The sequence below is a fragment of the Methylotenera sp. genome (assembly GCF_029945535.1).
Classification (GTDB): Bacteria; Pseudomonadota; Gammaproteobacteria; order Burkholderiales; family Methylophilaceae; genus Methylotenera.
Map to the genome: position 1 here is coordinate 487817 of NZ_JAQSCU010000013.1, position 25420 is coordinate 513236.

Consider the following 25420-nt stretch of genomic DNA (forward strand, 5'->3'; position numbering starts at 1 on the left):
TAGAACCCGACATGAATTTGCTTAAACATAATTTGAAATATCAAGTGAAAACAGCGCAGTTATTTGCACGCTTAAGTCATAAACCATGGGCGATACTGCTTGATAGCGGCCAGCCCCAAAGTCAATATGGGCGTTATGACATTATTGTGGCAGATCCATTTATCACAGTGAGTAGCGTTGACGATGGTGTTAAAACTAAGACTAGGATTACTCGGCAGGGTATGGTGGAAGTAAGTGCTGATGATCCATTCGATATTCTGAACAGTCTGATGGCTCCTTATAAAGCCGCGCAGAATGTTATGCCATTTTGTGGCGGTGCCGTTGGCTATTTTTCTTATGATTTAGCGCGGCAAGTAGAAGTGTTACCAAATTTAAGTCTACCTAATCCAACTATTCCACACATGATGGTAGGTATTTATGATTGGGCCGTGGTGGTTGATCATCGTGAGAAAACAGCTTGTTTGATTTCAAATGGATTTCAGCAATCTACACGTGATGGCTGGGCTGATTTATGCGCTCTGTTTGATGCGCCTATAGAATCACAAAGTTTAGAAAACTTTAAGTTAACCTCTGCAGTAACTAGCAATATGGATTTTAACCAGTATGCCAAAGCTTTTAATACGATTAAACGCTACATTGTTGAGGGTGATTGTTATCAGGTGAATTTAGCACAACGCTTTTCGGCTAAAGCACAAGGAAATGCCTGGGTTGCTTACAATAAGCTGAGAGAAATCAGCCCCGCACCGTTTATGGCATATATGAATTTTGGCGATTTGCAGGTACTTTCAGGCTCGCCAGAGCGATTTTTGCAAGTGGTCGGCAATCATGTGGAAACTCGACCAATTAAAGGCACTCGGCCGCGTTCTGAGAATGCCGAGCAAGATCAGCAATATGCCGATGATTTGCAAGCAAGCATTAAAGACCGCGCAGAGAACTTGATGATCGTTGATTTACTACGCAACGATATTAGCAAAAACTGCGAAATTGGCTCAGTGAAGGCTGATAAACTGTTTCTACTACAAAGCTTTGCTAACGTGCATCATCTGGTCAGCATCGTCACAGGAATGTTAAAACCGGGTAAATCTGTGATTGATTTACTGCGTGGTTGTTTTCCCGGCGGTTCGATTACAGGTGCACCAAAGTTAAGATCCATGCAGATTATTGAAGAATTAGAACCCAATCGGCGCGGTGTTTATTGTGGTGCCATTGGCTATATTGGCTTTGACGGCAATATGGATACGAATATTGCAATTCGTACTGCTGTCTATTCGCAAGATGAGCATGGTGCAGGTGAAATTAATTTTTATGCTGGGGGCGGCATTGTGGCAGACTCAGTTTTAGAAAAAGAGTACGCCGAAACTTTGGATAAGGCTTCAAGTATGATGAAAACTATGCGATTTTTTAGGCATGCGGATTAGATAAGCATTTGAGGGTGACCACATGTGGGTAATCAAATTAGGCGGTAGTTTGCTCGGCGCACCAGAATTGTTGCGCTGGCTTGAGCTATTGGTGAAATTTGGTGATGGCAAAGTGGTGATTGTGCCCGGTGGCGGCTTGTTTGCAAACTCTGTGCGCGAGGCGCAGCAAATTTCAAATGCTAGCGATGAAGTGGCACATCAATTAGCACTTTTAGCGATGGATCAGTTTGGTTTATTGCTTGCAGGTATGAATCCTGGCTTGGTTACTGCGAGCAGTGAGTTAGAACTTGCTGAGCGCGGCTGGCAACATCGTGGCATTGTGTGGCTACCCAGCAAAATGGCTTTGGCTGATACTAGTATTCCGCAAAATTGGCAAGTGACCTCCGATAGCTTGAGCGCTTGGCTTGCTAATAAATTAGGTGCGGAACAGCTTATATTGGTGAAATCTAAGTCTTTAATCACCTATCAAAAAGAAGCGCCAAGCAAGTTGCAGCATTTAGTAGATGATGAATTGATAGACAGTCAATTCGTTAACTTTTCCAAAGGTAAAAGCTTTAATGCTTGGGCGCTAAATAAAGCGGACTACACTATTTTTGAGCAAGGTTTTAGTGTGCAAAAGCTGCAAGAAAAAGGTTTGCAGCTCAATAATATAATCAATTAAAGGTGATGTTATGACGACAAGTAAAGTGTATTCAGACCAAGAAGTTGAAGAGAAATTAAAGGCTGAACTGCCACATTGGTTTTTAGAAAATGGCTGGATACGCCGTAAGTATAGAACTAGCGGCTGGAAAGCCACGCTCATGGTGGTGAATACGGTAGGGCATTTGGCTGAAGCGGCATGGCATCATCCAGATTTAACAGTTTCTTATGCATTTGTAATTGTGAAGTTGTGCACCCATGACGCTAAAGGCATCACAGATAAAGACTTTGAGTTGGCAACGAAGATTGAGTCAGTGATTGCCTGGCAACCCGCATTAGAAGGTGGTGTGCTAGAAGGCACGCCCAATGAAGATGCGCGTTTTAAGTATATTAAATACGATTAGTTCGGATAATATTAAGTAAAGTTCTCTTTTTTAAACTGCCCAAAATGCAACATGATTGTGGGCAGTATTAATAAATTTAGTATCGTTGACGTCACCAAACCTCCAACAATAATCGTCGCCATTGGGCCTTCGATTTCTCGCCCTGGCTGACCGCTACCTAGGGCTAAAGGTAGCAGGCCCAGCGCTGTTACCAGTGCTGTCATTAAGATTGATGGTAGTCGTTCTGATGCACCTCGTATGCAGGTTTCTAGCCCCCAAACACAGTTTTCTTCGTCAATCAGGTGCTGATAGTGCGATACCATCATGATTGAGTTGCGCAGAGTGATGCCAAATAGTGTGACAAAGCCAACTAAAGAGCCTAATGAAATCCAACCACCGGTAAACATAGCTGCAATCACACCGCCAATCAGGGCGAAGGGTAGGTTAGCGAAAGTGAGTAACAAATTGCGTAATCTGCCAAAGGCGATGTACAGCATCAAGAAGATACCAACTGCTGCGAGTAACGAATGCACAATTAAGTCTTCGCGTGATTTTGCATTGGCTTCAGCTTCGCCTGTATAAGTCACAAAATTGCCAGACGATAATTGAATTTCAGTGTTAATTCGCTTTTTCATTTCTCTAGAAAAGCTAGCAATATCGCGATTCTGAATGTTGCAAGTCACAGTTTGAATGCGTTTAGCCCCTGCATGCAGAATTTTTGAGCGGCCATTTTCTTGGCTAATATCTGCTACATTCTTGAGATAGATAATCTTGCCATCAGGATTTTTAAGTGGCAGCGAGCCAATTTCGCGCAAATCATCTCGTACGGAACGGCTAAACATAACATTCACGCTGGTCACTTGATTGCCTTGATAGATTTGCGAAGCTTGCACACCTTCATAGGCTGCTTGTATGTTTTCTAGTACATCAAGTGATTGTAAGCCATACAAGGCAAGCTGCTCTGGTCGTAAGCGTATGGTGAGTTCTGGGGTGCCTGGTGGAGATTGAATTTGTACTTCTGACGCGCCTGGAATACTGCTAAGTATGTTGGCCACTTCACGGGCATCGCGGTCTAAGGCATCTAAATCTTGCCCGTGAATATTAATGACCATAGCGGCGGTGAAGCCTGAAATGGTTTCTTCAATACGTTCAGTTAAAAAAGTATTGATGGCAAAAGTCACGCCGATAAAGCCTGTTTCAGCTTTACCGTCATTATCATCATCAACAGCTTCGCCCGCTAATTCTTCACGTATGTTATTGAGTACGCGGTTTTGTTCCGGGCCTGACAAGCTATCTAACTCAACTTCAAACTCACTGTAATGTGTGCCAAAGGTATCTGCGGCATTAGGTGCGCGACCAACCCATTGCGTCACTGATTTAACGCCTTTGATGTGGCCAACAACCGTAGCAACTTTTTCACCTATGCGTAAAGACTCGCGTGCAGACGTTCCAGGTACGGCAGTCATGTGCATGATGTAATGGCCTTCATGCAGATTGGGGATAAATTGACTTTTAAATAAAGGCAAAATGCCTAGACCTAGCGCAATAATGATAGTTGTCAAGCTAATCACCATCACGTAATTACGCTCAATGCGTTGCAATAAGCGCACATAACCTTTTTTCATCCAAGCAATGAGTGGTGGGTCGCTACTGTCTAATTTTCCACGAGAAAAAAATATGTAACATAAAGCAGGGGTTAAAGTTAAAGCAACTACTAAAGAAGCTACAATCGCGCTAATGTAAGCATAGCCCAAAGGTGCAAACAGCTTGCCCGCCACACCTGATAAAGTCAGTAGTGGTAGAAATACCAGAACGACAATAATCGTGGCATATACAACCGAGCTTCGCACTTCCATAGAAGCATTAAACACGACTTGATGCGCAGGCAGGGGGTTAGTTAACAGTCGATTTTCACGCATACGTCTAAAAATATTCTCAGTGTCAATAATCGCATCATCGACCACTTCTCCCAATGCAATGGCTAAGCCGCCTAGCACCATAATATTCAAGCCAGTGCCAAAGTAGCCCAACACGATGGTAGCTGCGAGTAGTGAAAGTGGAATAGCCGTGGCAGAAATAAACGCAGTACGCACATTAAACAAAAATAGAAATAACACGGCAATGACCAGCGTGGAACCAATTAAAATATCAGTTTTAACGCCATCGATTGCGGTTTCGATAAAACTGGCAGGGCGGAATAGGGCAGGGTAGAAAGTGATTTGCTGTGCCTTTAGTTCTGGCGCCAGTTCGCGCATGGCCTTTTCAACCGCCTCAGTTACCGCTTTGGTATTGGCGCCCAATTGGCCTTGCACAGAAAAATATACACCTTCTTTACCGTTAATGGCTGCTGCACTAATGGCTGGTGCTGCGCCTTCTACCACCTGACCTAAGTCGCTCAAGCGTACTGTTTGTCCATTGCGATGCACAATAGGCATTTGTCCAAGCTGACCTACATTTTTAGCTTGGCCTTCTGTATTAATTAAAATACGTTGATTATTATTTTCAATATACCCTGCGCCGCGCACGCCTGTAACACGTGCCGTTGCAGTCAATACTTCTTGGATAGACAGGTTGTAGCGTATGAGCTTGCTAGGATCCACCAGAATCTGAAATTGCCGTACATCACCACCCAATACGTTCACATCCGCCACGCCAGGCACGGCCATAATGTGTGGGCGTATTGTCCAATCTACCAATGTCCGTAGCTCCATCAAGCTGCGTTTATCTGAGGTAATGCCCATCCCTAGAACTGTGCTGGCGCTTGATGCCAATGGTGTAATGTTGGGTACGATGTTTTTTGGTAATTGGTTATTGAGCGTAGCTAATCGCTCAGCCACCACTTGTCTGTTGCGATATATGTCAGTGTTTTCGTCGAAAATAATAGTGATAACAGACAAACCAGGTATAGATTGAGAGCGCATAGACTCAACACCTACCGTGCCTGATAGCGTGGTTTCTATAGGTTGGGTGACTAACTGCTCTACTAGGCTAGAGGATAAGCCCGGCGATTCAGTTTGTATAACGACTAGTGTAGGCGAGAACTCTGGGAATACATCTAAATTAGTGCGGCTAAGGCCATACACGCCATACACGACGAGTAGGCAAGCCAAGCCAATGACTACACCATGAAAGCGAATGGAAAATCGTACGAGGGCGGACATCATGATGGAGATTAGTCCTCGTTCTCATTTTTAATTTGATATTTCAATTCCTCTGATAACAATAGCTGCGCGCCACTAATCACCACTACATCGTTTGCCACCAACCCTGTAGTGTTATACCAACCACTAATCGCTTCACTTTCAATTTCAACTTCAGTGCTAATCAGGCGACGAACAAATTTATCTGCGCCGATTTTTTGGTAAACCCATGCCTGATTGGAGTACCAAACAACGGCTTCATGCGGAATAATCACGCCAGAACTCGTCTTACCTTGCGTGTTAAGCCTTGTTGTTACGCGCATGCCAGCACGTAGGCTGCCAGCGGGCGCACTGTAAAAATAAGTTTTACCTTGAATAGTACTGTCAGCTTGTGGTGCATCTGAGATAAATCGTGCTTTAACAAGCTGTGTTTGCGAACCCATAGGTGCAATTTGCAGTGGGGTATTTTTATTTGGCGTAACATCAAATGGTAAAGTGATTTTTAGCAGCACTTCACGTGATTGCAAAAGTGATTCAAACTCACTGTTACTTCTAGTTTGCGTTGCCCAGTTGGCTAACGTGCTACCCCATTGCTGACGCATATTATCGCGTATGCCATTGGCTAATGTTGCGGAAGTGGCTAATTTTGCTTTCTCACTATTCAAGCTCGCTTGTGCTTCTTGCACTGCGCGGTCAGACACGTTTTTATCATCTTGGTTTAAAAGCTGTAAGCGGTGTAAATTTTGCTCGGCGCTTGTAATCGTTGAGCGCGTCACATTGCCATCAGCAAGAGCGGCTAAATAACGGGTGCGCATTTCAATTAAGCTGTCGATTGGTTCTACCGTACCGAATGACGCCGTAGCCGATTGATTTTGTGTTGTTTGTAGTTTAGTGGTCTGTATGCCGCTTTGTTGTTGTAATGCAGTTGGCAATATGAGGGTTGCCGCACCTTTTTCATTTGCTTGATTGGCGACTACCAGAGATTTAGTCTCAATACCTTCTTCGCCTTTGGTACTCGCTGCTTCATATTCGTCTTTACCGTAAAAAATTAAAAACCAAAATAAAATGACAATTAAAGCCGCTTGCAGGCCGATAATAATGGTTGCCTTACGGTTCATTTTTTACCCTCTAATTTAATCGCAGCTTTCACTATGTTTGAACCTGCCGCACCATCATCGGCAAGCGGTTTTTGCAAAGTATTTTCTAATTGGTCTAGTGATTTGTTTAACTGAAAATTGGCTATAGCGACATTCTTCTCAGCGTTAATATCTTCTAATTTAGCATAAGTCATTTCTAATCTATCAATGTCACCTGCAGCTAGTTTTCGCTGCATGCGTTGAGTGTTTGATTGCTGTTGAGTCAATAGACGCTGTTGATGTTCCAATGCCTGTTTAGCCTGATTGACTTCAGCATTTGCAATGGATGCATCTAATATCACTTTCGTTTGTAATGCTTCAAATTGCGCAGCCTCAACTTCGCGTAGCGTAGTCGTTTCTGCAATAGCGACCTTGTTTTTATTCAATAAGCTAAGTAGACCAGATAAACCAAGCGACCAAATATTATCGCCAAATTCATAAGCTGCACCTGGGCTAATCACAATGTCAGGATATTGCCCGGCAATTTCTAACTTCAATTTAGCTTCTGCCGCCGCGTAACGCTCAAGTGCAATACGAATATCTAGGCGGTTGAGTAGGGCAGTGGTTTGTAAATCGGTTTTTGGAATATTGTCTAATGATCGCTTATGGTCAATTGCCAGTGACATTACCTCTACCTTTGCTAGAGGTAGCCCTACATTGCTGGCAAGTTTAGATAGTAATATCAGCTTATTTTGTTGCGCGGAATTGACAGTAGCGCTTATGGTTTGCAATTGTAGTTTTGCATTGCTAAGCTCAATATTAGAAGCTGCACCAGCACTGACGCGCTTTTGGTAGATATTCACAATTTCTGCGCGACGCAGCTCCTCCGCGGACAATAAGCGCAACTGAGTCTGATTAAACTCATATTCACTCAGCGTTTGTGCAATATTGTTTCGTAATTGCCAAGCCGTTTGTGCAATTTCAAGCTTGGCTGCCTGTGATAAGTGTTGAGCGTTCTCTATGCGTATATCACGCTTATTGGCAGTTTCTATTGGTACATCAATGCTCAAGCCAAAAGCAAATGGCTTTTTTGTTGGGTCGGGATCATCGCTGTGAGCTACATTACCGTTTAGCGTAGGTGCTGGGCCTTGCGCAGCTCTTGCCTCAGAAGATTGAGTTGCACGCCACTGAGCGCGCGCAACATCTAAGCTGGGGTGAAAAAAGAGTGCGCAATAGGTTAGTTCGTCTAAGCCCCATTGTTGAATTGGTAAGTGTTCGGCTGGGTAACCGTTATTTAGCAAATATTCTGTAAACGATTTGCCTGAAGGGTCTTTAAGCTCAAACTTGGCAGCTATAGTGGCAGGTTTAATGGGTTTAGCAGAATACTGTTGAAAACTACAGCCGGTTAAAGCTGTTGAAAAGCAAGTCGCTAAGGCAATTGCTCTAAGTAGCCTTGGTTGGTGGTTTGTGTTTAGTTTAGCGTGCTTAATCAAAGCAGTAATAATGGCAGCAGAAGTAATGAATGCAGAACTCGGGCATCATTACGGGAGTGTTACTCAACGATTTCTGCATTTACTGCGCTTAATGCATCTTGCAACGTCTCTTCACTTAAGCCGTTAATGGTTGTTGCAAGTAAGTCAGCGGCTTCTATCGTTGAAATAGCTAGATCGTGACTATCCATCTCTGCAATCAAGCCCGCAGCAGCACCCGTTACTTTCAACAAAGATTGGCGTTCGCGCATTAAAAGCTCTAATTCAGCTCTTAGCATACTGATTTCGTTTTGATTGATGTTAGTTTGCATGGTATCGACTCTATTTAAATGGTATTAATGATTCATATAATATATGTGTCATTCTCGCATAATCGTGGCTAGCTCTGCTAGATAATCAGTCGCAAACCCAAGCAAAAATGCATTTAAACTGAAATATATAAATATTTCAGTTTTATCTATTCCCATTTGCAGTAGTTAAGATATAATGCCCGCTTGTTCGAAACGGCAGCAATTTTGTCGTTATCTACCTGCGAGAGTGGCGGAATTGGTAGACGCACTGGATTTAGGTTCCAGCGCTGTAAGGCGTGAGAGTTCGAGTCTCTCCTTTCGCACCAAATATAAGGGCTTTCCAATTGGAAAGCCCTTTTTTGTTGTCTGAAAAATCTCAAAATTTTTAAAGTCATCACCCCTCAATCAGTGCAGCTAATAAAGTTGAATCTAACTTTAAATTTCCTTATAAATCATTAGGGTAAGTAAGTTCTGTTTCGCCGCCGCACCCGCAAGGTGCAAAATTAGTAAATTTGCACCAAATTCAAGCTAACTAAGCTGTTGTATTTATGTTGAATTGTTGTATATATGTGAATTATATGTTGCAGCACAGGAATAATTAATTCAATATCTGTACAAGAAAATTATTTTTGGTTTTAATCTTTTCATTAATTAAGGAAATCACATGAAAGCATTGAGTTGGATTACAAATCGTCACGTGGTAAGCGCACTATGCGCAGCACCAATTTTATTAAACTGTGCTTATACATCTGCAGAAGAAGTTGCTGCGGCTGCTTCTTCTGAAGCAGCACCTCCATATACACTTACATACAACCTTGGCGTATATTCTAATTATATTGGACGTGGTGTTAACTGGGGTGATGGTCCTGCCTTGCAAGGTGGTATTGATTGGGCGCACAGCAGTGGCTTCTACTTAGGCGCTTGGTTTTCAACTACAGACCCATTAACTTTAGGCGGCTCTGGTAGTGCTGTTAGCGTTGCACCAAATGGTGCCCCGCTAGGCACTGGTAATCATGTGGAGACGGATTGGTACGGCGGTTACACGCATGCATTTGGCCCAGTTACGTTGGGTATTGGCGGTAACTATGTATGGTATCCAGAAGGTGAAAAATCGTATCACGATAGAAATCAAGATACTTTTGAAGGTAATCTAAATATTTCTGCTTACGGCTTCACGTATACTTTCTATCATGCGTTTACCGACTGGTATGGTATTGGTAATACAAGAATTGGCGCAGCTGCTGGTCGAGGTCCAAATGCCGCAGAAGCGGCAGCTGACACTAGCGGTGTTGAATATCATGAATTCAAATATAGTAATACTTTACCATTTGCAGGTCTAAACTTGGCTGCCAAAGTGGGTTATCAACGTTCTAACGATATTTGTTTAAATCAGAAAGACTATTTGATTGGTTTGAATAGAAACTTTTCATTGCCAACTGCTGGGAAACCTCTAGATGGTTTTAATGCTGGCTTTAATTACACTGGAACCTTTGGTGAAGAGCAATGTTCAATTAACACTGCGTATTACACAGATGACAATGGCAAAGTGGTGAATGATCGGGCGTTTACGTTCTTTGTTAAACGTAGCTGGTAATAGTACTTCTGCAAATTAGCTAGAGTAAAAAGGGCGCTTAGGCGCCTTTTTTCATGGGTTATTAATATAAATACCTAGATACAATTTATTAATGTTTGCAAATAAAACTAATCCTTGTTGTTTGTGAACAAATGCCTAATATGCTATAGTTTGGCGCTTAAATTAAGCGAGTTTTAGAAAATTTTTGTGTGTTAACCTTAATCTAAAACTCTCAGCACACTTTAGAATCTTGACCTTTAGGAATAAACCGCATGGCATTGAATGTTGAAACTATCAGTAAACTAGAACGTCGTATTACGATTTCAGTTCCACTCCAACCACTTCAGGCGCAGATTCATCAGCGTTTGGCTCAAATGTCACGTACGGCAAAATTCGCTGGTTTTAGACCAGGTAAAGCGCCTATGGGATTGGTGAATCAGCACTATGGTGAGCAAGTGCGTGATGAAGTGTATTCTGGCGCGGTTGAGAAAAGTTTTGGCGATGCCGTGGACGAGGCTAAATTGCGCGTTGCGGGCTACCCAAATATTGAGCATAAACCATTTGATGCGGCTACTCAAAACTTAGAGTATACAGCTACTTTTGAAGTATTTCCTGAAGTTGTTTATGGCGATTTGGCTAAAATGAAAATTGAGCGCCCAGTGATTGAAGTGGGTGAGGCTGATGTTAAAAAAACATTAGATGTTTTGGTGAAACAACGTGTGAGTTATTCACCTGTTAAACGTGCGGCTAAAAAAGGTGATCGTATTAATGTCACGCTTAAAGCCTCTATTGATGGTAAAGAAGTTGAGTCTACTGGCGACAAAGGTATTGATTTAGTATTAGGTGAGGCTGGTCGTGTAGAGTCATTTGATGCTGAGCTAACAGGTGGTAAGGCTGGTACATCAAAACAGTTTGATATTAGCTACCCGGCAGACCATACACCTGAGCAACTTGCAGGCAAAACTGTCACTTATGATGTTAGTTATGTAAGCGTTTCAGAGCCAAAATTGCCAGAACTAGATGCTGACTTTGCTAAAAGTTTAGGTATCGAAGACGGTGACGTTGAAAAAATGAAGGCGGAAATCACTGAAAGCTTGAATCAAGAAGTGACTAAGCGTGTAAGTGCTAAGCTTAAAGAACAAGTATTCCAAGCTTTGGTTGATAGTGCTGATTTCGAGATTCCTCGCATACTGCTTGGTTCTGAAATCAACCGCATGATGGAAACTACTGCACAAAACCTAAAACAACGTGGTGCTGATTTGAGTACCATAAAACTTGAGCCTTCAATGTTTGAAGAGCAGGCTAAACGCAGCACTACACTTCGTTTGATTTTGGGGGAATTGATTAATACTAATGGTTTACATGCAAATGCAGACCAGATCCGTGCGATGGTTGATGTGTTCTCACAAAGCTTTGAGCGCCCAGCAGACGTAGTGACTTGGTACTACGCTGATCCTAAACGTTTAGATGAGCCATCAGCTTTGGCTACTGAAGAGAACGCTGTGGCTTATGTGTTGTCCAAGGCTAAAGTAACTGATAAAAAAGTTAAATTCGATGATTTAATGGGGAATGCCTAAATGACAGGTTTTAATATAAATAGTATGCAACAACCGCAAGCAGAGTTAGATATGAGCCCACAAGGCTTGGGTTATATCCCAATGGTTGTAGAGCAAAGTGGTCGCGGTGAGCGCTCTTATGACATCTATTCCCGTTTACTAAAAGAGCGTGTGATATTTCTTGTTGGCCCAGTCAACGATATGTCAGCAAACCTTGTAGTGGCTCAGCTTCTATTCTTAGAGGCCGAGAATCCAGATAAAGATATTTCACTGTATATTAACTCTCCAGGTGGCTCTGTGACTGCTGGCATGTCTATTTATGACACTATGCAGTTCATCAAAGCCGATGTAAGCACGTTGTGTATTGGTCAAGCGGCAAGTATGGGCGCATTTTTACTAGCTGCGGGTGCTAAAGGTAAACGTTTCAGTCTTCCAAACTCACGCGTGATGATTCATCAGCCGTCAGGTGGTTTCCAAGGTCAATCTACAGACATTGAAATTCATGCTAAAGAAATCTTGTATTTGCGTGCGAAGTTAAACGATATTTTGGCTCACCATACAGGCAAAACAGCTGCAGAAATTGACCGTGATACTGAACGTGATAACTTTATGAGTGCTACACAGTCAGTTGAATATGGCATGATTGATAAAGTGATTGAAAGTCGCACAGAAGCGGCATAAGATTGCTTTAAGTTAATGGTTTTGAAGTCGTAATAATAGTAATGTTGTTACAAAAGCTACAATTTAATTAGGAATTACACATGGCGAATAAAGCCGACGGCGACAAGCTACTCTATTGTTCATTCTGTGGCAAAAGCCAACATGAAGTAAAAAAACTCATTGCTGGACCTTCTGTGTTCGTTTGCAATGAGTGCGTTGACTTGTGTAATGACATTATCAGAGAAGAAGTAAAGAATACTGATGGCTTGAAATCTACAGATCAAAGCTTACCTACACCACAAGAAATTTGTAAGATTTTAGATCAATATGTGATTGGTCAAACACACGCTAAAAAGAACTTAGCGGTTGCGGTATACAACCATTACAAGCGTCTTGGGCACAATAATCTGTCTGATGGTGGTCAAAAAGACGAAGTTGAAATCTCAAAAAGTAATATTTTGTTGATCGGTCCAACAGGATCAGGTAAAACATTATTAGCTCAAACATTGGCACGATTGCTTGATGTGCCTTTTGTGATGGCAGACGCTACCACTTTGACTGAAGCAGGTTATGTGGGCGAAGACGTTGAAAACATTATGCAAAAACTATTGCAAAAATGTGATTATGATGTAGAAAAAGCCAAGCGTGGTATTGTTTATATCGATGAAGTAGATAAGATTTCACGTAAATCTGAAAACGCCTCTATCACACGTGATGTTTCGGGTGAGGGCGTACAGCAAGCCTTACTTAAACTAATAGAAGGTACGGTTGCTTCTATACCACCACAAGGTGGTCGTAAGCACCCAAATCAAGAGTTTGTTCAGCTTGATACGACTAATATATTATTTATCTGTGGTGGTGCTTTTGACGGTTTAGAAAAAGTTATCCGCTTACGCTCCGAAAAAGGTGGTATTGGTTTTGGTGCAGAAGTAAAAGGTAAAAATGACATTCGTCAGGTAGGTGCAGTGCTACGCGATGTAGAGCCTGAAGACTTGATTAAATTCGGATTAATTCCAGAGTTTATCGGTCGTTTGCCAGTGGTTGCAACATTAGAATCACTTGATGAAGCTGCATTGATGACTATTTTGACAGAGCCTAAAAATGCGCTAACTAAGCAATATATCAAGCTCTTTAAGATGGAAGGTGTCGAGTTAGAGTTTAGAGAATCTGCATTACTCTTAATTGCTAAAAAAGCATTAGAGCGTAAAACAGGTGCACGAGGCTTACGATCAATACTTGAGCATTCTTTACTCGATATTATGTATGAGTTACCTTCTTTAGAAAACTTGAGTAAAGTTGTGGTCGACGAAGGCGTTGTCCGCGGTGATGCACCAGCAATTTTAATTTATGCAGATAAACCTACTGAAGAAGCAGTTGGCTAAGCGCCGTTAACACACCTCATTGCTTTCGTCTTTAAATTATTTTGTTTGAAAATTAAAGCATCTGCTGAAACTTTAGACTTGAACTCTAAAGTTTCAGCCCCATAAATGATTCTGTAGGCATAAATGGCTTACTTTTTAGCTTAATTCGGAAGTCTCCATGACAAAATCATTACCTGTATATTCTCCTGATAATGGCTTATTGCCAGTATTGCCTTTGCGAGATGTGGTCGTTTACCCACATTTGGTGATTCCATTATTTGTTGGTCGCACTAAATCTGTAAAAGCTCTGGAAATTGCTTCAGAAGGTAATAAGCAGATTTTGTTGGTTGCTCAGAAATCGGCTAATAAAGATGAGCCAGATGCTGCTGACTTGTACGAAGTCGGCACAATTGCAACTGTGCTTCAAATGCTGAAACTACCTGATGGCACCGTTAAGGTCTTAGTTGAGGGTGTGCAGCGCGCCAAAGTTACTGGATTTGTTGAAACAGAAGAGTGCTTTGCCGCTAGTGCTGAGCTAATTGCTGAGTCTGTGAATGATGTAGAGATTCAAGCCTTGATGCGCACTGTGTTCGCTCAGTTTGATCAATACGTTAAGCTTAATAAAAAAATCCCACCAGAAATATTAACTTCGCTTGCTACCATTGATGAAGCGGGACGCTTAGCAGACACGATTGCGGCCCATTTAACATTGAAGTTGGATGAAAAACAAAAAATATTAGAGATGTTCAGTGTGGCTGAACGTTTAGAACATTTGCTGCGCTTGATGGAAGGCGAGATAGATATACTACAAGTTGAGAAGCGTATCCGTGGACGTGTAAAACGCCAAATGGAAAAAACTCAGCGTGAGTATTATTTAAACGAGCAAGTCAAAGCCATTCAAAAAGAGTTGGGTGAGCAAGATGAAAACGCTGAAATGGAAGAGCTTGAGAAACGCATAGAAGCGGCTCGCATGCCTAAAGAGGCGTTAGCTAAAGTTGCGAGTGAGTTGAAAAAATTAAAGCTGATGTCACCGATGTCTGCTGAAGCTTCAGTGGTGCGTAACTACATTGATATTCTGATTAACTTGCCTTGGAAGAAAAAGACGAAAATCAGTAAAGATTTATTAGCCGCTGAAAAGGTTCTGGACGATGATCATTATGGTCTAGAAAAAGTCAAAGAGCGTATCGTTGAGTATTTAGCGGTTCAACAACGTGTTGATAAGATAAAAGCACCAATTTTATGTTTAGTTGGTCCTCCAGGCGTGGGTAAAACTTCGCTCGGACAAAGTATTGCAAAAGCTGTAAATCGCAAATTCGTTCGCATGGCTTTAGGCGGTGTGCGTGATGAGTCTGAAATCCGTGGTCACAGACGCACTTATATTGGCTCCATGCCAGGTAAGATTTTGCAAAGCATGAGCAAAGTTGGTGTTAAGAATCCATTATTTTTACTCGATGAAGTTGATAAAATGGGTCAAGACATGCGTGGTGACCCATCTTCTGCACTGTTAGAGGTGTTAGATCCTGAGCAAAACCATACGTTTGCCGATCATTATGTAGAAGTAGAGTATGACTTGTCAGATGTTATGTTTGTTGCAACTGCAAACTCAATGAATATACCTGCGGCGCTCCTAGATCGTATGGAGATTATTCATCTTTCAGGTTATACCGAAGATGAAAAAGTAAATATTTCCATGCGTTATTTACTGCCTAAACAATTGAAATCTCACGGCTTAAAAGAGCAAGAGGCCAGTGTTTCTGAAGCGGCAGTACGTGACATTATTCGCTATTATTCACGTGAAGCTGGGGTGCGTAAGCTTGAGCAAGAGATTGCAAAAGTTTGCCGTAAAATTGTTAAAGAGTTGATTACGGTTAAGGCTAAAGAAGGAGCTAAAGCTGCTAAGAAAATCACTGTTACACCGAAAAACTTAGATAAGTACTTAGGCGTGCAACGTTACGACTATGGCGTTGCTGCAAAAGATAATCAAGTGGGACAAGTGACAGGCTTAGCTTGGACATCTGTAGGTGGCGAATTACTGACGATTGAAGCTGTGTTATTGCCTGGTAAAGGTAAAACGACGACGACAGGTAAGCTTGGCGAAGTCATGAAGGAGTCTACTCAAGCTGCAATGAGTGTTGTTCGTAGTCGTGCTAAACGACTTGGTATTTCAGATGACTTTTATGAAAAGAATGATATTCATATCCACTTTCCAGAAGGCGCTACGCCTAAAGATGGACCTAGTGCAGGTATTGCCATTACTACGGCCCTAGTTTCGATTTTAACGGGCATTCCAGTGCGCGCAGATGTGGCGATGACAGGTGAAATTACGCTACGTGGTGAAGTACTGCCTATTGGCGGTTTGAAAGAGAAATTGCTTGCAGCTCATCGTGGAGGCATTAAAACTGTATTAATTCCAAGTCAAAATGTTAAAGATTTGGCGGATATTCCTGAAAACATCAAAAACCATTTGGATATTCACCCCGTACAATGGATAGATGAGGTGTTGGCGCTTGCATTGGCTTCACAGCCAGTACCTTTGTCAGAAATGCCGCAAGTTAATGAAATTGTTGCAAATGATGCGCAAGCTGCTGATAAGTCGGTGGAAAATAATAATACTGTTGTTGAGGCTATCAAGCACTAGAAAAATAAGTGCCAATCTAGGCTTTAAAAGCTTGACACAGCCTTTATAGGCTTGATATAAAGTTGTACGGGTAGTCAATACCCTGAATTTAACTCGATTTTTATTTAACAACCTTTAAGAGGGGATTACTCGTGAATAAATCAGAACTGATTGACAGTATTGCAGGTGCTTCTGGCCTTTCAAAAGCTGCAGCTGGTCGTGCGTTAGATGCAACTACAGCAGCTATAACTGCCGCAATGAAAAAAGGCGATTTAGTAACACTAATTGGCTTTGGCACATTCTATGTTGGTAAGCGCGAGGCACGCAATGGCCGCAACCCACGTACAGGGGCGACAATTAAGATTGAGGCAGCAAACTCTCCTAAATTTAGGGCTGGTAAATCTCTTAAAGATGCTGTAAACTAGCGTTTTTGTTGGTTAAGCAGGGTGCTTAGCTCAGTTGGTAGAGCGTCGCCCTTACAAGGCGAATGTCAGCGGTTCGACCCCGTTAGCACCCACCAAATAACACAAAAATGTGACTAAGCCGTTCCTAATTTTAAATTTGAGAGTGCTGGTATTTTGAGCACTCTTTTATTTTGTTGAAAATAAGAGCGCATTAATTAAATATTGTTGATATATAAAGTTTTATGGAGTGGTAGTTCAGTTGGTTAGAATACCTGCCTGTCACGCAGGGGGTCGCGGGTTCGAGTCCCGTCCGCTCCGCCAAATAAAAATAGCGAGTCTTAGGACTCGCTATTTTTATTTGTACTTTTGCTTTTGTATGGCTGAAATGCTTCTGTATTGTGCATCTAAGAAAATTACTCAGCCTATCTTATGATATATTAGTGACGTTTTGGATTTCATGCGGTTCCATCCAAAGTTTTTAATGAGAATTAAAGCTTAAAGTCTGAATTTCTGAACTGACTTTAAGTCTAGAAGATGTGTATTTATTAAGGATAGAAAGTTTTTATGTTAGATCAAATTCGCACCGTAGCCCAGGGTTGGGTTGGCAAAGCTTTATTGGCTTTAATTACTATTCCTTTTGCATTATTTGGTATTGATTCGTACTTAAGTAGCGCAGGTAATAATGCTTCTGTGGCTAAGGTAGGTAGCAATAGCATCTCTGTCCAAGCATATGATAATGCTTTGAAAAATATGCGTAATCGCTTGCAATCAGAAGGTAAGTTTGAACAAGCACAACTAGATAGTCCTGAAGTCAAAGCTTTAGTCTTAGATCAGCTTATTAATAAGCAATTACTAAGTGATGAAATACACAATGCTAAGTACGCAATTAGCGACACACAGCTCGCTACTTATGTGACTGGAATGCCTGAATTTCAGAAGGACGGCAAGTTTTCACAAGAGCTTTATGATCAAACTTTAGCTCAAAACCAGCTTTCACCAAGTAAATTTGAAGCAGGCATGCGCGCTGATTTATTGGCACAGCAGGCGCAAGATGGTATTGCTCGATTAGGATTTATTTCTAATGCGCGTGCAGATGAAGTGCTTCAACTTGCTAATCAGCAACGTGTTGTTACTGTGTCAGAAATAAAAACTAAAGACTTTGTTGATCAAGTAACAGTTAAGCCTGAAGAAGTAAAATCCTATTACGAGCAGCATAAAAATAAACTCATCGTTCCAGAACAAGTGAAAATTGAGTTTGTATCATTAGCACCTGTGAACTTTATGCGTAATGTGAATGTTAGCGATGATGAAGTTAAGAAATACTATGATGATAATGCTGCTAAGTTCCAGGGTAATGAACAAAGACGTGCCAGTCATATTTTAATTGCTTTTGGCGTAAGTGCTACACCTGAGCAAAAGCAGCAAGCTAAAGCTAAAGCTGAAGAAATCTTGGCTCAAATTAAAAAAGATCCTAGTAAGTTTGAGCAATTAGCACTTAAAAATTCACAAGATCCAGGCTCTGCTGTTAAAGGTGGGGATTTAGGCAGTTTTGGACGTGGCGCAATGGTAAAGCCATTTGAAGATGCTGCATTTGGTATGAAAGTAAATCAAGTGAGCGATTTGGTTGAGTCTGAATTTGGCTACCATATTATTAAAGTGACAGAAATCTCTGGTCAAAATGCTGACTTTAATAGTTTGAAGCCACAAATCAAAGGCGACTTAATGTTCCAAAAAGCTAAAGATGAGTTTGCTAAACAAGCAGAAGCATTTAGTGATTTAGTTTATACGCAATCAGGTAGCTTAGAGCCTGCTGCTAAGGCTTTTGGTGGTCAGATACAGAAGTCGGATTGGCTAAGTCGTGAATCAGGCGCGAAGTTCTTTAAAAATAATGACAAAATCATGAGTTTGATTTTTTCAAATGAAGTGCTTAAAGATCGCCGCAATACCGAAGCTATTGAAGTTTCTACAGATAATATGGTTTCAGCACGCGTTGTAGACTATAAACCTGCTGCTCCAAAGAGCTTTGATGAAGTGAAAGCTGGTATTGAGGCTTTACTTAAACTAGAGGCTGCATCTAAGCTCGCAGTTAGTAAAGGTGAAGCTGCACTTAAAGATTTGCGTGATGGTAAAAATGTTGCAGGTATTGAGTGGATTAAAGAGGTAACGGTTGATCGTAAAAATGCCCAAGGTCTAACAGATTTAGCGATGAATCAAGTATTTAAAACCAATACTGCAAAACTACCTGCTTACTCTGGTTTGACTGATAGTAAGCAAGGTTACTTGCTCGTTAAAGTGATTAAAGTTGATTCATCTTCATTAGTGGATGAGGAAACTAAAAAAGCAGCTAAAGCCCAGTTAAATGCAGCTTTAGCAAATGAATACATCGCTGCTTATAAGCAATCACTTCGTGAAAAAGCAAAAGTGACAGTGAATGAAAAGCTTTTGTTAAGTAATGCAGCAAAATAGTTAAAAGTTAGATAATAAAAAAGGCACTCGAGAGTGCCTTTTTTATTTGGTTAAATCTGATGTATTTTAATCAATCACGCCAGCAGCTGTGATATTCATACCGCCATCTACGTAAGTGATTTCGCCAGTAACACCTGAAGCTAAATCACTGCACAGGAATGCAGATACGTTGCCAACTTCTTCGATCGTGACATTGCGGCGCAAGGCTGCATGTTTTTCGTTGTAACTAATCATTTTATCAAAATCACCAATACCAGAAGCTGCCAGCGTTTTGATCGGACCGGCAGATACAGCGTTTACACGGATGCCTTTAGGGCCTAAGCTTTGCGCCATGTAACGTACGTTGGCTTCAAGGCTGGCTTTTGCTAAGCCCATCACGTTGTAGTTAGGCATCGTGCGTTCTGCACCTAGATAGCTCAATGTTAATAAGCTGCCGCCTCTGCCTTGCATCATCGGCAATGCTGCCTTAGCTAACGCAGCGAAACTGTATGAGCTGATGTCATGCGCGATGCGGAAGTTTTCACGTGTTACTTTTTCTAGGTAATCACCATCAAGTGCATCTTTTGGTACGAATGCAATGGAATGGACGATTGAGTCTATGCCATCCCAATGTTTAGCAATTTGAGGGAATAGGGCATCAATCAAGTTATCTTCGGCAACGTCACAATGAAAGACTAATGTAGAGTCGAAATCTGCAGCTAATTTTGCAACACGCTCTTGGTGTTTCTCCATTTGGTAAGTGAACGCTAATTCTGCACCTTCGCGCTTCATTGCTGCTGCAATACCGTAAGCAATTGAGCGGTTGCTCAATAAACCGGTGATTAATACTTTTTTACCTGCTAAAAATCCCATGACATTTGTTCCTATCTTTAACTCTTAAATATGATGAATACTAATGCTGACTGCTTCTGGGGTTATACGCTTCACGTAAACCGTCTCCAAGCAGATTATACCCTAACACCGTTATCAATATCGCAAGGCCGGGGAAAAGTGAAAGCCACCATGCAAATTGAATATATTCTTTGCCATCAGTGAGGATGTTGCCCCAAGAGGCTTGTGGGGCTTGTACGCCTAAACCTAAAAAGCTGAGACCTGACTCTACAAGCACGGCGCTGGCAATGCCTAAAATTGAGCTGACAATAATTGGTGTGAGGCTGTTGGGTAATAAATGGGTGAAAATCAAACGGACATCTTTAGCTCCTAAAGCTTGAGCGGCTAATACAAACTCCCTATTTCTTAAGCTTAGAAACTCTGCACGGACTAAGCGGGTGACTCCCATCCATGAGGTTAAGCCAATAACGATCATAATGTTCCAGATTGATGGCGTTAAAAATGCGATTACGGCTAAAATCAAAAAGAAAGTGGGAATGGATAACATCACATCAACAATACGCATGATGAGCGTATCTACCCAGCCTCTGTAGAAGCCTGCAATCGCGCCTAGGACGATGCCAATAGCCGTGGCGATACCTACAGCTACAAAACCGACCATCAGCGATATACGGGCGCCGTATAGCATGCGTGAAAATACATCTCGACCTAAGCCATCAGTGCCCATTAAATGGATAGATGAGGGAGATAGCAGTATTGCTTTTACATCAATGGCATCCGGGTCGTATGGCGCAACTAATGGCGCAATAACTGCAAGTAAAAGAACGCTTGCAATAATAATAAAGCCAATCAGAACTAACGGATTAGAAAGTAGCTTTCTCATTGCACCACTCCACGTCTAACGCGGGGGTCAGCCCATGCGTAGGCCACATCTGCTAATAAATTGCCGATCAAAGTGAGCACTGCACCTATGGTAAGAATACCCATAATGACTGGAAAGTCGCGCATTAACACTGCATCGTAAAACAGCTTACCCATGCCTGGAATTGCGAAAATGCTTTCAGCAATAACAGATCCGCCAATTAAGCCCGGAATGCTTAGGCCGAAAATCGTGATTAACGGTAGCAGTGCATTACGCAAAGCATGACCGTAAATCACGCGATTTTCACTTAAACCTTTTGAGCGTGCAGTGGTGATGTAATCTTGATGCAGTACTTCCAGCATGCCATTTCTCACAAATAACGAGATGCCAGCCAAGCCCGTAATGCCAGAAATAAATACTGGAAGCACTAAGTGTTTTAATGTGTCTGTGGTTTGAGCGATCCAACTCATGTTTTCATGCCCAATGCTTTGTAATCCTGAAATCGGAAGCCATGTATGCTGTACGCCAGTCCAATACATCAACATTAGCGCAAGCCAAAAGCCGGGGATTGCAAAACCTATGAATACAAATAAGGTGATGCTGCGATCTGTTAGCTGATTTTGATTAAGTGCAGAAACGACGCCGAGCGGCAGAGCAACACTGATAATGAGTATTAAACTGAGAACATTGATAAGCAAGGTAATCGGCAGCGCTTCTTGAATCATGCCTAGCGTAACGTTGCCATCTTTATCTTTGGTTTGCCAAAACACAGGACGTTGATGCGATGCAAACGAGGTACCAAAGTCTAGCGTCGCCATGCGTTTCACCCATAGGCTATATTGCACAATCACTGGTTTATCCAGACTATATAGCTCACGCAATTTCTGCCGTGACTCTTCGCTAGCTTTTGGATTGAAACTGGCTTCGCTGGTGGTAATGTCACCAGGTGCTAAGTGCATGATAAAAAATGAAATTAAGCTGATTCCAATCAATAATGGAACCATCCAGAAAATACGTTTGACCAAATATTTAAGCATATGAATTTTTCTGCATTATTTAATGCTCACTCATTTCATTACGGGCATAGGCACTAGGGATATACCATTCATAGGTATTGTGACCGATGCCAGCGGGTGGCGCAGGGTTGCTAATACCTCTCACACGTTTATGAATAGCTGTTAAACCGTAACCGGCTGATAAGAACACGATAGGGCTATCTTCTAGTAAAATTTTTGAAAATTCGTGATAGATTTTCATGCGCTTATCTGGGTTGAGTTCTAGTCTGCCTGCTTCGAGTAATTTATCTACACGTGGATTGCTGTAGCTAATAAAATTGAACTGCCCTGGTGCTTGCTGGCTAGAATGCCAAATACTGTATTGATCTGGGTCTAACGATAAGCTCCAGCCTAACACGACTACATCAAACTCCTTAGGCTTAATAAAGCGCCCTAGGAAGCTAGCCCATTCTAATACGCGTATGTTCGCTTTTATTCCGATCTCATTCAGGCGCCGTTGTATTAAAACCCCAGTCATTTCACGCTCTTTATTCTGATTAGTTAGAATCTCAAATGTAAAAGGTTTGCCGTCTTTATCTAAAATGCCATCACCATCATGGTCTTCATATCCAGCGGCTTTTAGTAACGCTCTCGCTTTATTGGGGTCGTAAGGATAGGGTTTAAGGTCAGGATTGCTCCATCTTGTACCTGGCTTGTAAGGCGATGCGACAGGCTCGCCAAGACCTAACAGCACACCATCTATGATTTCTTGCTTATTAATCGCGTAATTAATTGCCTGACGTACACGTATGTCATCAAATGGTTTGCGTTTAAGATTAAAGCCTAGGTAGGTATAGCTATTCCCCAACTCTTTGTAGAGTGCAATATTTTTGTTGAGGTCAGGTCTAGCAGGAAAAATTCTAGCGTATTGAATGGGGTTTAAGCCCATAGAGTCAATATTATCCGCGCTTAACTCTAAAAATTGTGCTGCTTTATCAGGGATGATACGTGACAGTAAGTTGTCAATTTTGGCTTGGCCTTGTGTAGCATTTTCATTACGGGTCAGCTTTAAGAATTGACCATTCTTCCATTTCTCAAGTTTGTAGTAATGGCTGCCCACAGGATTGCGCGCAAATGCAGTAGTGTTGATGTCTTGATCTTTAAGAAGGTGCTTAGGCAAAATATGTAAGCCAGCCCATGTATCAAGTGCTGGCGCATAAGGTGCGGCATAGGTCACACGAAAGGTGTTTGCATCAGGAGTTTCAGCTTTCGTTACTAATTTGAAATCTGAACCATAGGGCGTACGGGTTTTTTCATCCGTGACTTTTTGCCAAGTGAATAGCACGTCATCACTAGTTAAGGGCTGATTGTCTGCCCATTTAAGGTTTGTTTTGAGATGGAATGTAATCGTTTTTTGGTCGCTTGAAACATCCCAAGACTCTACTAACTCGCCCGTTAACTCTAAATTCTTATCGTACTTTAATAGACTGTTAAAAATATTACCTGCAATTGCAGATGCAGCAGACTCACCTGCAATCATGGCGATTAAGCTGCTCGGTTCGCCAGTCATGGCATCTATTAGCGTGCCGCCATTGCTGGGTGGATAGTTTTTTGTGTAATCAATCTTATTGTTTATTTGATTGCTTGAAGATGAATCACTGCAAGCTGCAATCATGAAGGGCGCGAATAGGGCAATGATTGCTAGTTTTATGAACCCTAGCTTTACTAATTGATTATGTTTGATTTGCATCATTCCAATATTGCCTTTTATCAACATTGCTCAAGTAGAGACAATTTATGCGAATATCTATTTATGCTGCTTTACTTTTTTAGTGCTCGCTTTGCTCTTATTCTTAGTTTTATTTTTGTTGCTTGTTTCAGATTTTTTAACAACTTTTGACTTGGCATTTGATTTTTTACCAAGATTTTTCTCAGTATTTTTACCCTTAGACTTGTCATTTGATGTTTTCTTTTTAGCTGCAGTATTTGCAGTTTCAATATCTAATTTTATAGTTTGTCCGACTTTTAATTTATAATTTTTTAGTGAGTTTGCAGCCATAATTTGCTTTACGCTAATACCATAGTGCTTAGCGATGGTTTGCATATTCTCACCTTTTTTAACCCTGTGTGTGACGCTGACTTGCCTCACAGGTTCAATTTTATCAGCATTGTTTTCTACAGGTGTTTCAGTGTTGTTAATATCGATATTTGCTGAGCCTTGTTTGGCATTAATCTCATCATTACTCTCCACTGTTGGAGCGAGTTCAGCATCATTGGTTTTAGTAATAGATTTTGCTGTGTTGAAGTCGGTTTTATTGCCATTTGGAACTAAGATTGTGGCTGAGTTTTTAATTTTATTTTGACTAGGTAGATTATTCACAACCCTTAGTTGAGAAAGCTGCATGCCAAATTTAGAGGCAATACTTTCCATGCGCTCACCGCGTTTGGCGAAGTAGGTGCGCCAACTCACAAGCGGCTTATCATAGCCAGCAAGGTTGTTTCTAAAAGTTTGTGCGGACAATATAGGCAATAATAGCTCATGCTTCTCACCATTACTTGTGATCACTGGTCGCTTATTACTTGGGTTAAGTGCTAAAAATTCATCATCACTGATTTCGGCAAGTTTGGCCGCCAAATGAGCGTCAATCTGCGCTGGTGCAGTGACTTTTGCAAAATAGGGTGTGTTAGCTATGGTTTGAATTTTAAGCCCGTAATTCTCAGGGTTGGTCATTAGGTTTTTAATGGCCTGCAACTTAGGAACATAATTTTTTGTTTCTGCTGGTAAATCTAGGCTTTCATAATCTGTAGGTAAACCAAGCTTGCGGTTACGCTCTATAGCCCGTCCAACTGTACCTTCGCCCGCATTGTATGCGGCTAGCGCTAAATCCCATGCGCCAAACATGTTATATAGTTTTTGCAAATAAGTTAACGCAGCGTCAGTGGCAAACGTCACATTGCGTCTATTATCTACCCACCAGTTTTGTTTAAGCCCGAAGTGTTTGCCTGTAGCTGGCACAAACTGCCAAATGCCAGAAGCGCTACTTGTTGAGTTAGCTTGTGGGTTATAGGCGCTTTCTATCATTGGCAGTAATGCGATTTCAGTTGGCATGCCTCGTTTTTCTACTTCTTCAACAATATGGAATAAGTACTTTTGGCTACGTTCAACCATACGTTTTATGTAGTCAGGGCGCGTGCTATACCACTCTTCATGCCGTGCAACTAAGCTGGATCTGCTATCTGGTATTGCATAGCCATTTCGTATGCGTTGCCATAAGTCATCGTTATTTACCGCTACAGGTTCTTGTGTATCGGTTGTGTCAGTATGAAGTTCGGTATCAAATGAGTCGCCTAAACGATTCCCACCTAATTTTTTGCTAGTAGCTTTGTCACTTGTGGATTTGTCAATTACGCCTAGATCTCTAGGTGCAGGTTTATAACCATCATCAGAATAGATGATGATTTCTTCGCCCATCACATTGGTATCCGCATATGCGGATAAGCTAGGTATAGTGGTTGAAACAGCCATTAAAGCTGACCAAATTAACTTACTTGAAAGTTTAATAAGAGTTCTCGAGATATTGCGTTGTAGGTTGTGGTTGAAATGACGTTTGATTACAAAGTTTAGGTGAAGTATAAAACACTCAAAGTCAAAAAGTAGC

19 protein-coding genes and 3 tRNA genes are annotated in these 25420 nt (G+C 41.6%); 13 read left to right on the plus strand and 9 right to left on the minus strand.

The window, feature by feature from the left end:
- The first annotated feature begins 11 nt into the window (after positions 1–11).
- Genes pabB through PSU72_RS10025 form a run of 3 tightly spaced genes read left to right on the plus strand, consistent with a single transcriptional unit; the run spans position 12 to position 2461 of the window.
- Positions 12–1418, plus strand: coding sequence for an aminodeoxychorismate synthase component I (pabB, locus tag PSU72_RS10015; protein ID WP_300432259.1), 1407 nt, complete (start codon positions 12–14; stop codon positions 1416–1418).
- A 22-nt stretch (positions 1419–1440) separates the two neighbouring features.
- A complete protein-coding gene (locus PSU72_RS10020) occupies positions 1441–2079 on the plus strand; it encodes a uridylate kinase (protein ID WP_300432261.1) in 639 nt (212 codons plus the stop codon).
- Positions 2080–2089: 10 nt separating this feature from the next.
- Positions 2090–2461 carry a 4a-hydroxytetrahydrobiopterin dehydratase gene (locus tag PSU72_RS10025; RefSeq protein WP_013148232.1) on the plus strand — a complete coding sequence of 124 codons (372 nt, stop codon included), beginning with the start codon at positions 2090–2092 and terminating at the stop codon, positions 2459–2461.
- Positions 2462–2472: 11 nt separating this feature from the next.
- Here the strand turns inward: PSU72_RS10025 and PSU72_RS10030 are convergent, their stop codons facing one another.
- Genes PSU72_RS10030 through PSU72_RS10045 form a run of 4 tightly spaced genes read right to left on the minus strand, consistent with a single transcriptional unit; the run spans position 2473 to position 8457 of the window.
- On the minus strand, positions 2473–5604 hold the full coding sequence (locus PSU72_RS10030; protein WP_300432263.1) for an efflux RND transporter permease subunit: 3132 nt from the start codon (positions 5602–5604) through the stop codon (positions 2473–2475).
- 8 nt (positions 5605–5612) lie between these two features.
- Positions 5613–6698: a hypothetical protein gene (locus PSU72_RS10035; protein ID WP_300432264.1), complete on the minus strand. Its 1086-nt coding sequence runs from the start codon at positions 6696–6698 to the stop codon at positions 5613–5615.
- Positions 6695–8149 carry a TolC family protein gene (locus PSU72_RS10040; RefSeq protein ID WP_300432265.1) on the minus strand — a complete coding sequence of 485 codons (1455 nt, stop codon included), beginning with the start codon at positions 8147–8149 and terminating at the stop codon, positions 6695–6697. The genes PSU72_RS10035 and PSU72_RS10040 overlap by 4 nt, the downstream gene beginning before the upstream one ends.
- A 59-nt stretch (positions 8150–8208) precedes the next feature.
- Positions 8209–8457, minus strand: coding sequence for a hypothetical protein (locus tag PSU72_RS10045; protein ID WP_300432266.1), 249 nt, complete (start codon positions 8455–8457; stop codon positions 8209–8211).
- Positions 8458–8677: 220 nt separating this feature from the next.
- Here PSU72_RS10045 and PSU72_RS10050 point away from each other — a divergent pair.
- From PSU72_RS10050 to PSU72_RS10095, 10 genes are all read left to right on the plus strand, one after another.
- Positions 8678–8762 (plus strand) — tRNA-Leu (locus PSU72_RS10050).
- A 338-nt stretch (positions 8763–9100) separates the two neighbouring features.
- Positions 9101–10030, plus strand: a complete 930-nt coding sequence (locus PSU72_RS10055) for a TorF family putative porin (protein ID WP_300432268.1) — start codon at positions 9101–9103, stop codon at positions 10028–10030.
- Between the two features lie 251 nt (positions 10031–10281).
- Entirely contained in the window at positions 10282–11586 is a 1305-nt protein-coding gene (gene tig / locus PSU72_RS10060) for a trigger factor (protein ID WP_300432269.1), read from the plus strand.
- Positions 11587–12246, plus strand: a complete 660-nt coding sequence (clpP, locus tag PSU72_RS10065) for an ATP-dependent Clp endopeptidase proteolytic subunit ClpP (protein WP_300432271.1) — start codon at positions 11587–11589, stop codon at positions 12244–12246.
- A gap of 80 nt (positions 12247–12326) precedes the next feature.
- The gene (clpX, locus tag PSU72_RS10070; protein WP_013148224.1) at positions 12327–13607 is read left to right on the plus strand and encodes an ATP-dependent Clp protease ATP-binding subunit ClpX; all 1281 of its coding nucleotides are present in this window, start codon (positions 12327–12329) and stop codon (positions 13605–13607) included.
- Positions 13608–13764: 157 nt separating this feature from the next.
- Positions 13765–16224 (plus strand): endopeptidase La, encoded by a 2460-nt coding sequence (lon, locus tag PSU72_RS10075; protein ID WP_300432272.1) that lies wholly within the window; start codon positions 13765–13767, stop codon positions 16222–16224.
- Between the two features lie 131 nt (positions 16225–16355).
- Entirely contained in the window at positions 16356–16628 is a 273-nt protein-coding gene (locus tag PSU72_RS10080) for an HU family DNA-binding protein (protein ID WP_300432273.1), read from the plus strand.
- 19 nt (positions 16629–16647) lie between these two features.
- Positions 16648–16723, plus strand: a tRNA-Val gene (locus PSU72_RS10085).
- A 128-nt stretch (positions 16724–16851) separates the two neighbouring features.
- Positions 16852–16928, plus strand: a tRNA-Asp gene (locus PSU72_RS10090).
- A 243-nt stretch (positions 16929–17171) separates the two neighbouring features.
- Positions 17172–19073 (plus strand): SurA N-terminal domain-containing protein, encoded by a 1902-nt coding sequence (locus PSU72_RS10095; protein ID WP_300432274.1) that lies wholly within the window; start codon positions 17172–17174, stop codon positions 19071–19073.
- 66 nt (positions 19074–19139) lie between these two features.
- On the opposite strand, the gene PSU72_RS10100 is transcribed toward PSU72_RS10095, so the two are convergent.
- The 5 genes from PSU72_RS10100 to PSU72_RS10120 form a co-directional block, all read right to left on the minus strand.
- Positions 19140–19925, minus strand: a complete 786-nt coding sequence (locus PSU72_RS10100; protein ID WP_300432275.1) for an SDR family oxidoreductase — start codon at positions 19923–19925, stop codon at positions 19140–19142.
- A gap of 40 nt (positions 19926–19965) precedes the next feature.
- Entirely contained in the window at positions 19966–20787 is an 822-nt protein-coding gene (locus PSU72_RS10105) for an ABC transporter permease (RefSeq protein ID WP_300432276.1), read from the minus strand.
- The gene (locus PSU72_RS10110) at positions 20784–21803 is read right to left on the minus strand and encodes an ABC transporter permease (protein WP_300432277.1); all 1020 of its coding nucleotides are present in this window, start codon (positions 21801–21803) and stop codon (positions 20784–20786) included. The genes PSU72_RS10105 and PSU72_RS10110 overlap by 4 nt, the downstream gene beginning before the upstream one ends.
- A gap of 19 nt (positions 21804–21822) precedes the next feature.
- Positions 21823–23436: a peptide-binding protein gene (locus PSU72_RS10115; RefSeq protein ID WP_300432523.1), complete on the minus strand. Its 1614-nt coding sequence runs from the start codon at positions 23434–23436 to the stop codon at positions 21823–21825.
- A gap of 132 nt (positions 23437–23568) precedes the next feature.
- Positions 23569–25287, minus strand: coding sequence for a transglycosylase SLT domain-containing protein (locus PSU72_RS10120; RefSeq protein WP_300432279.1), 1719 nt, complete (start codon positions 25285–25287; stop codon positions 23569–23571).
- Positions 25288–25420: the final 133 nt, after the last annotated feature.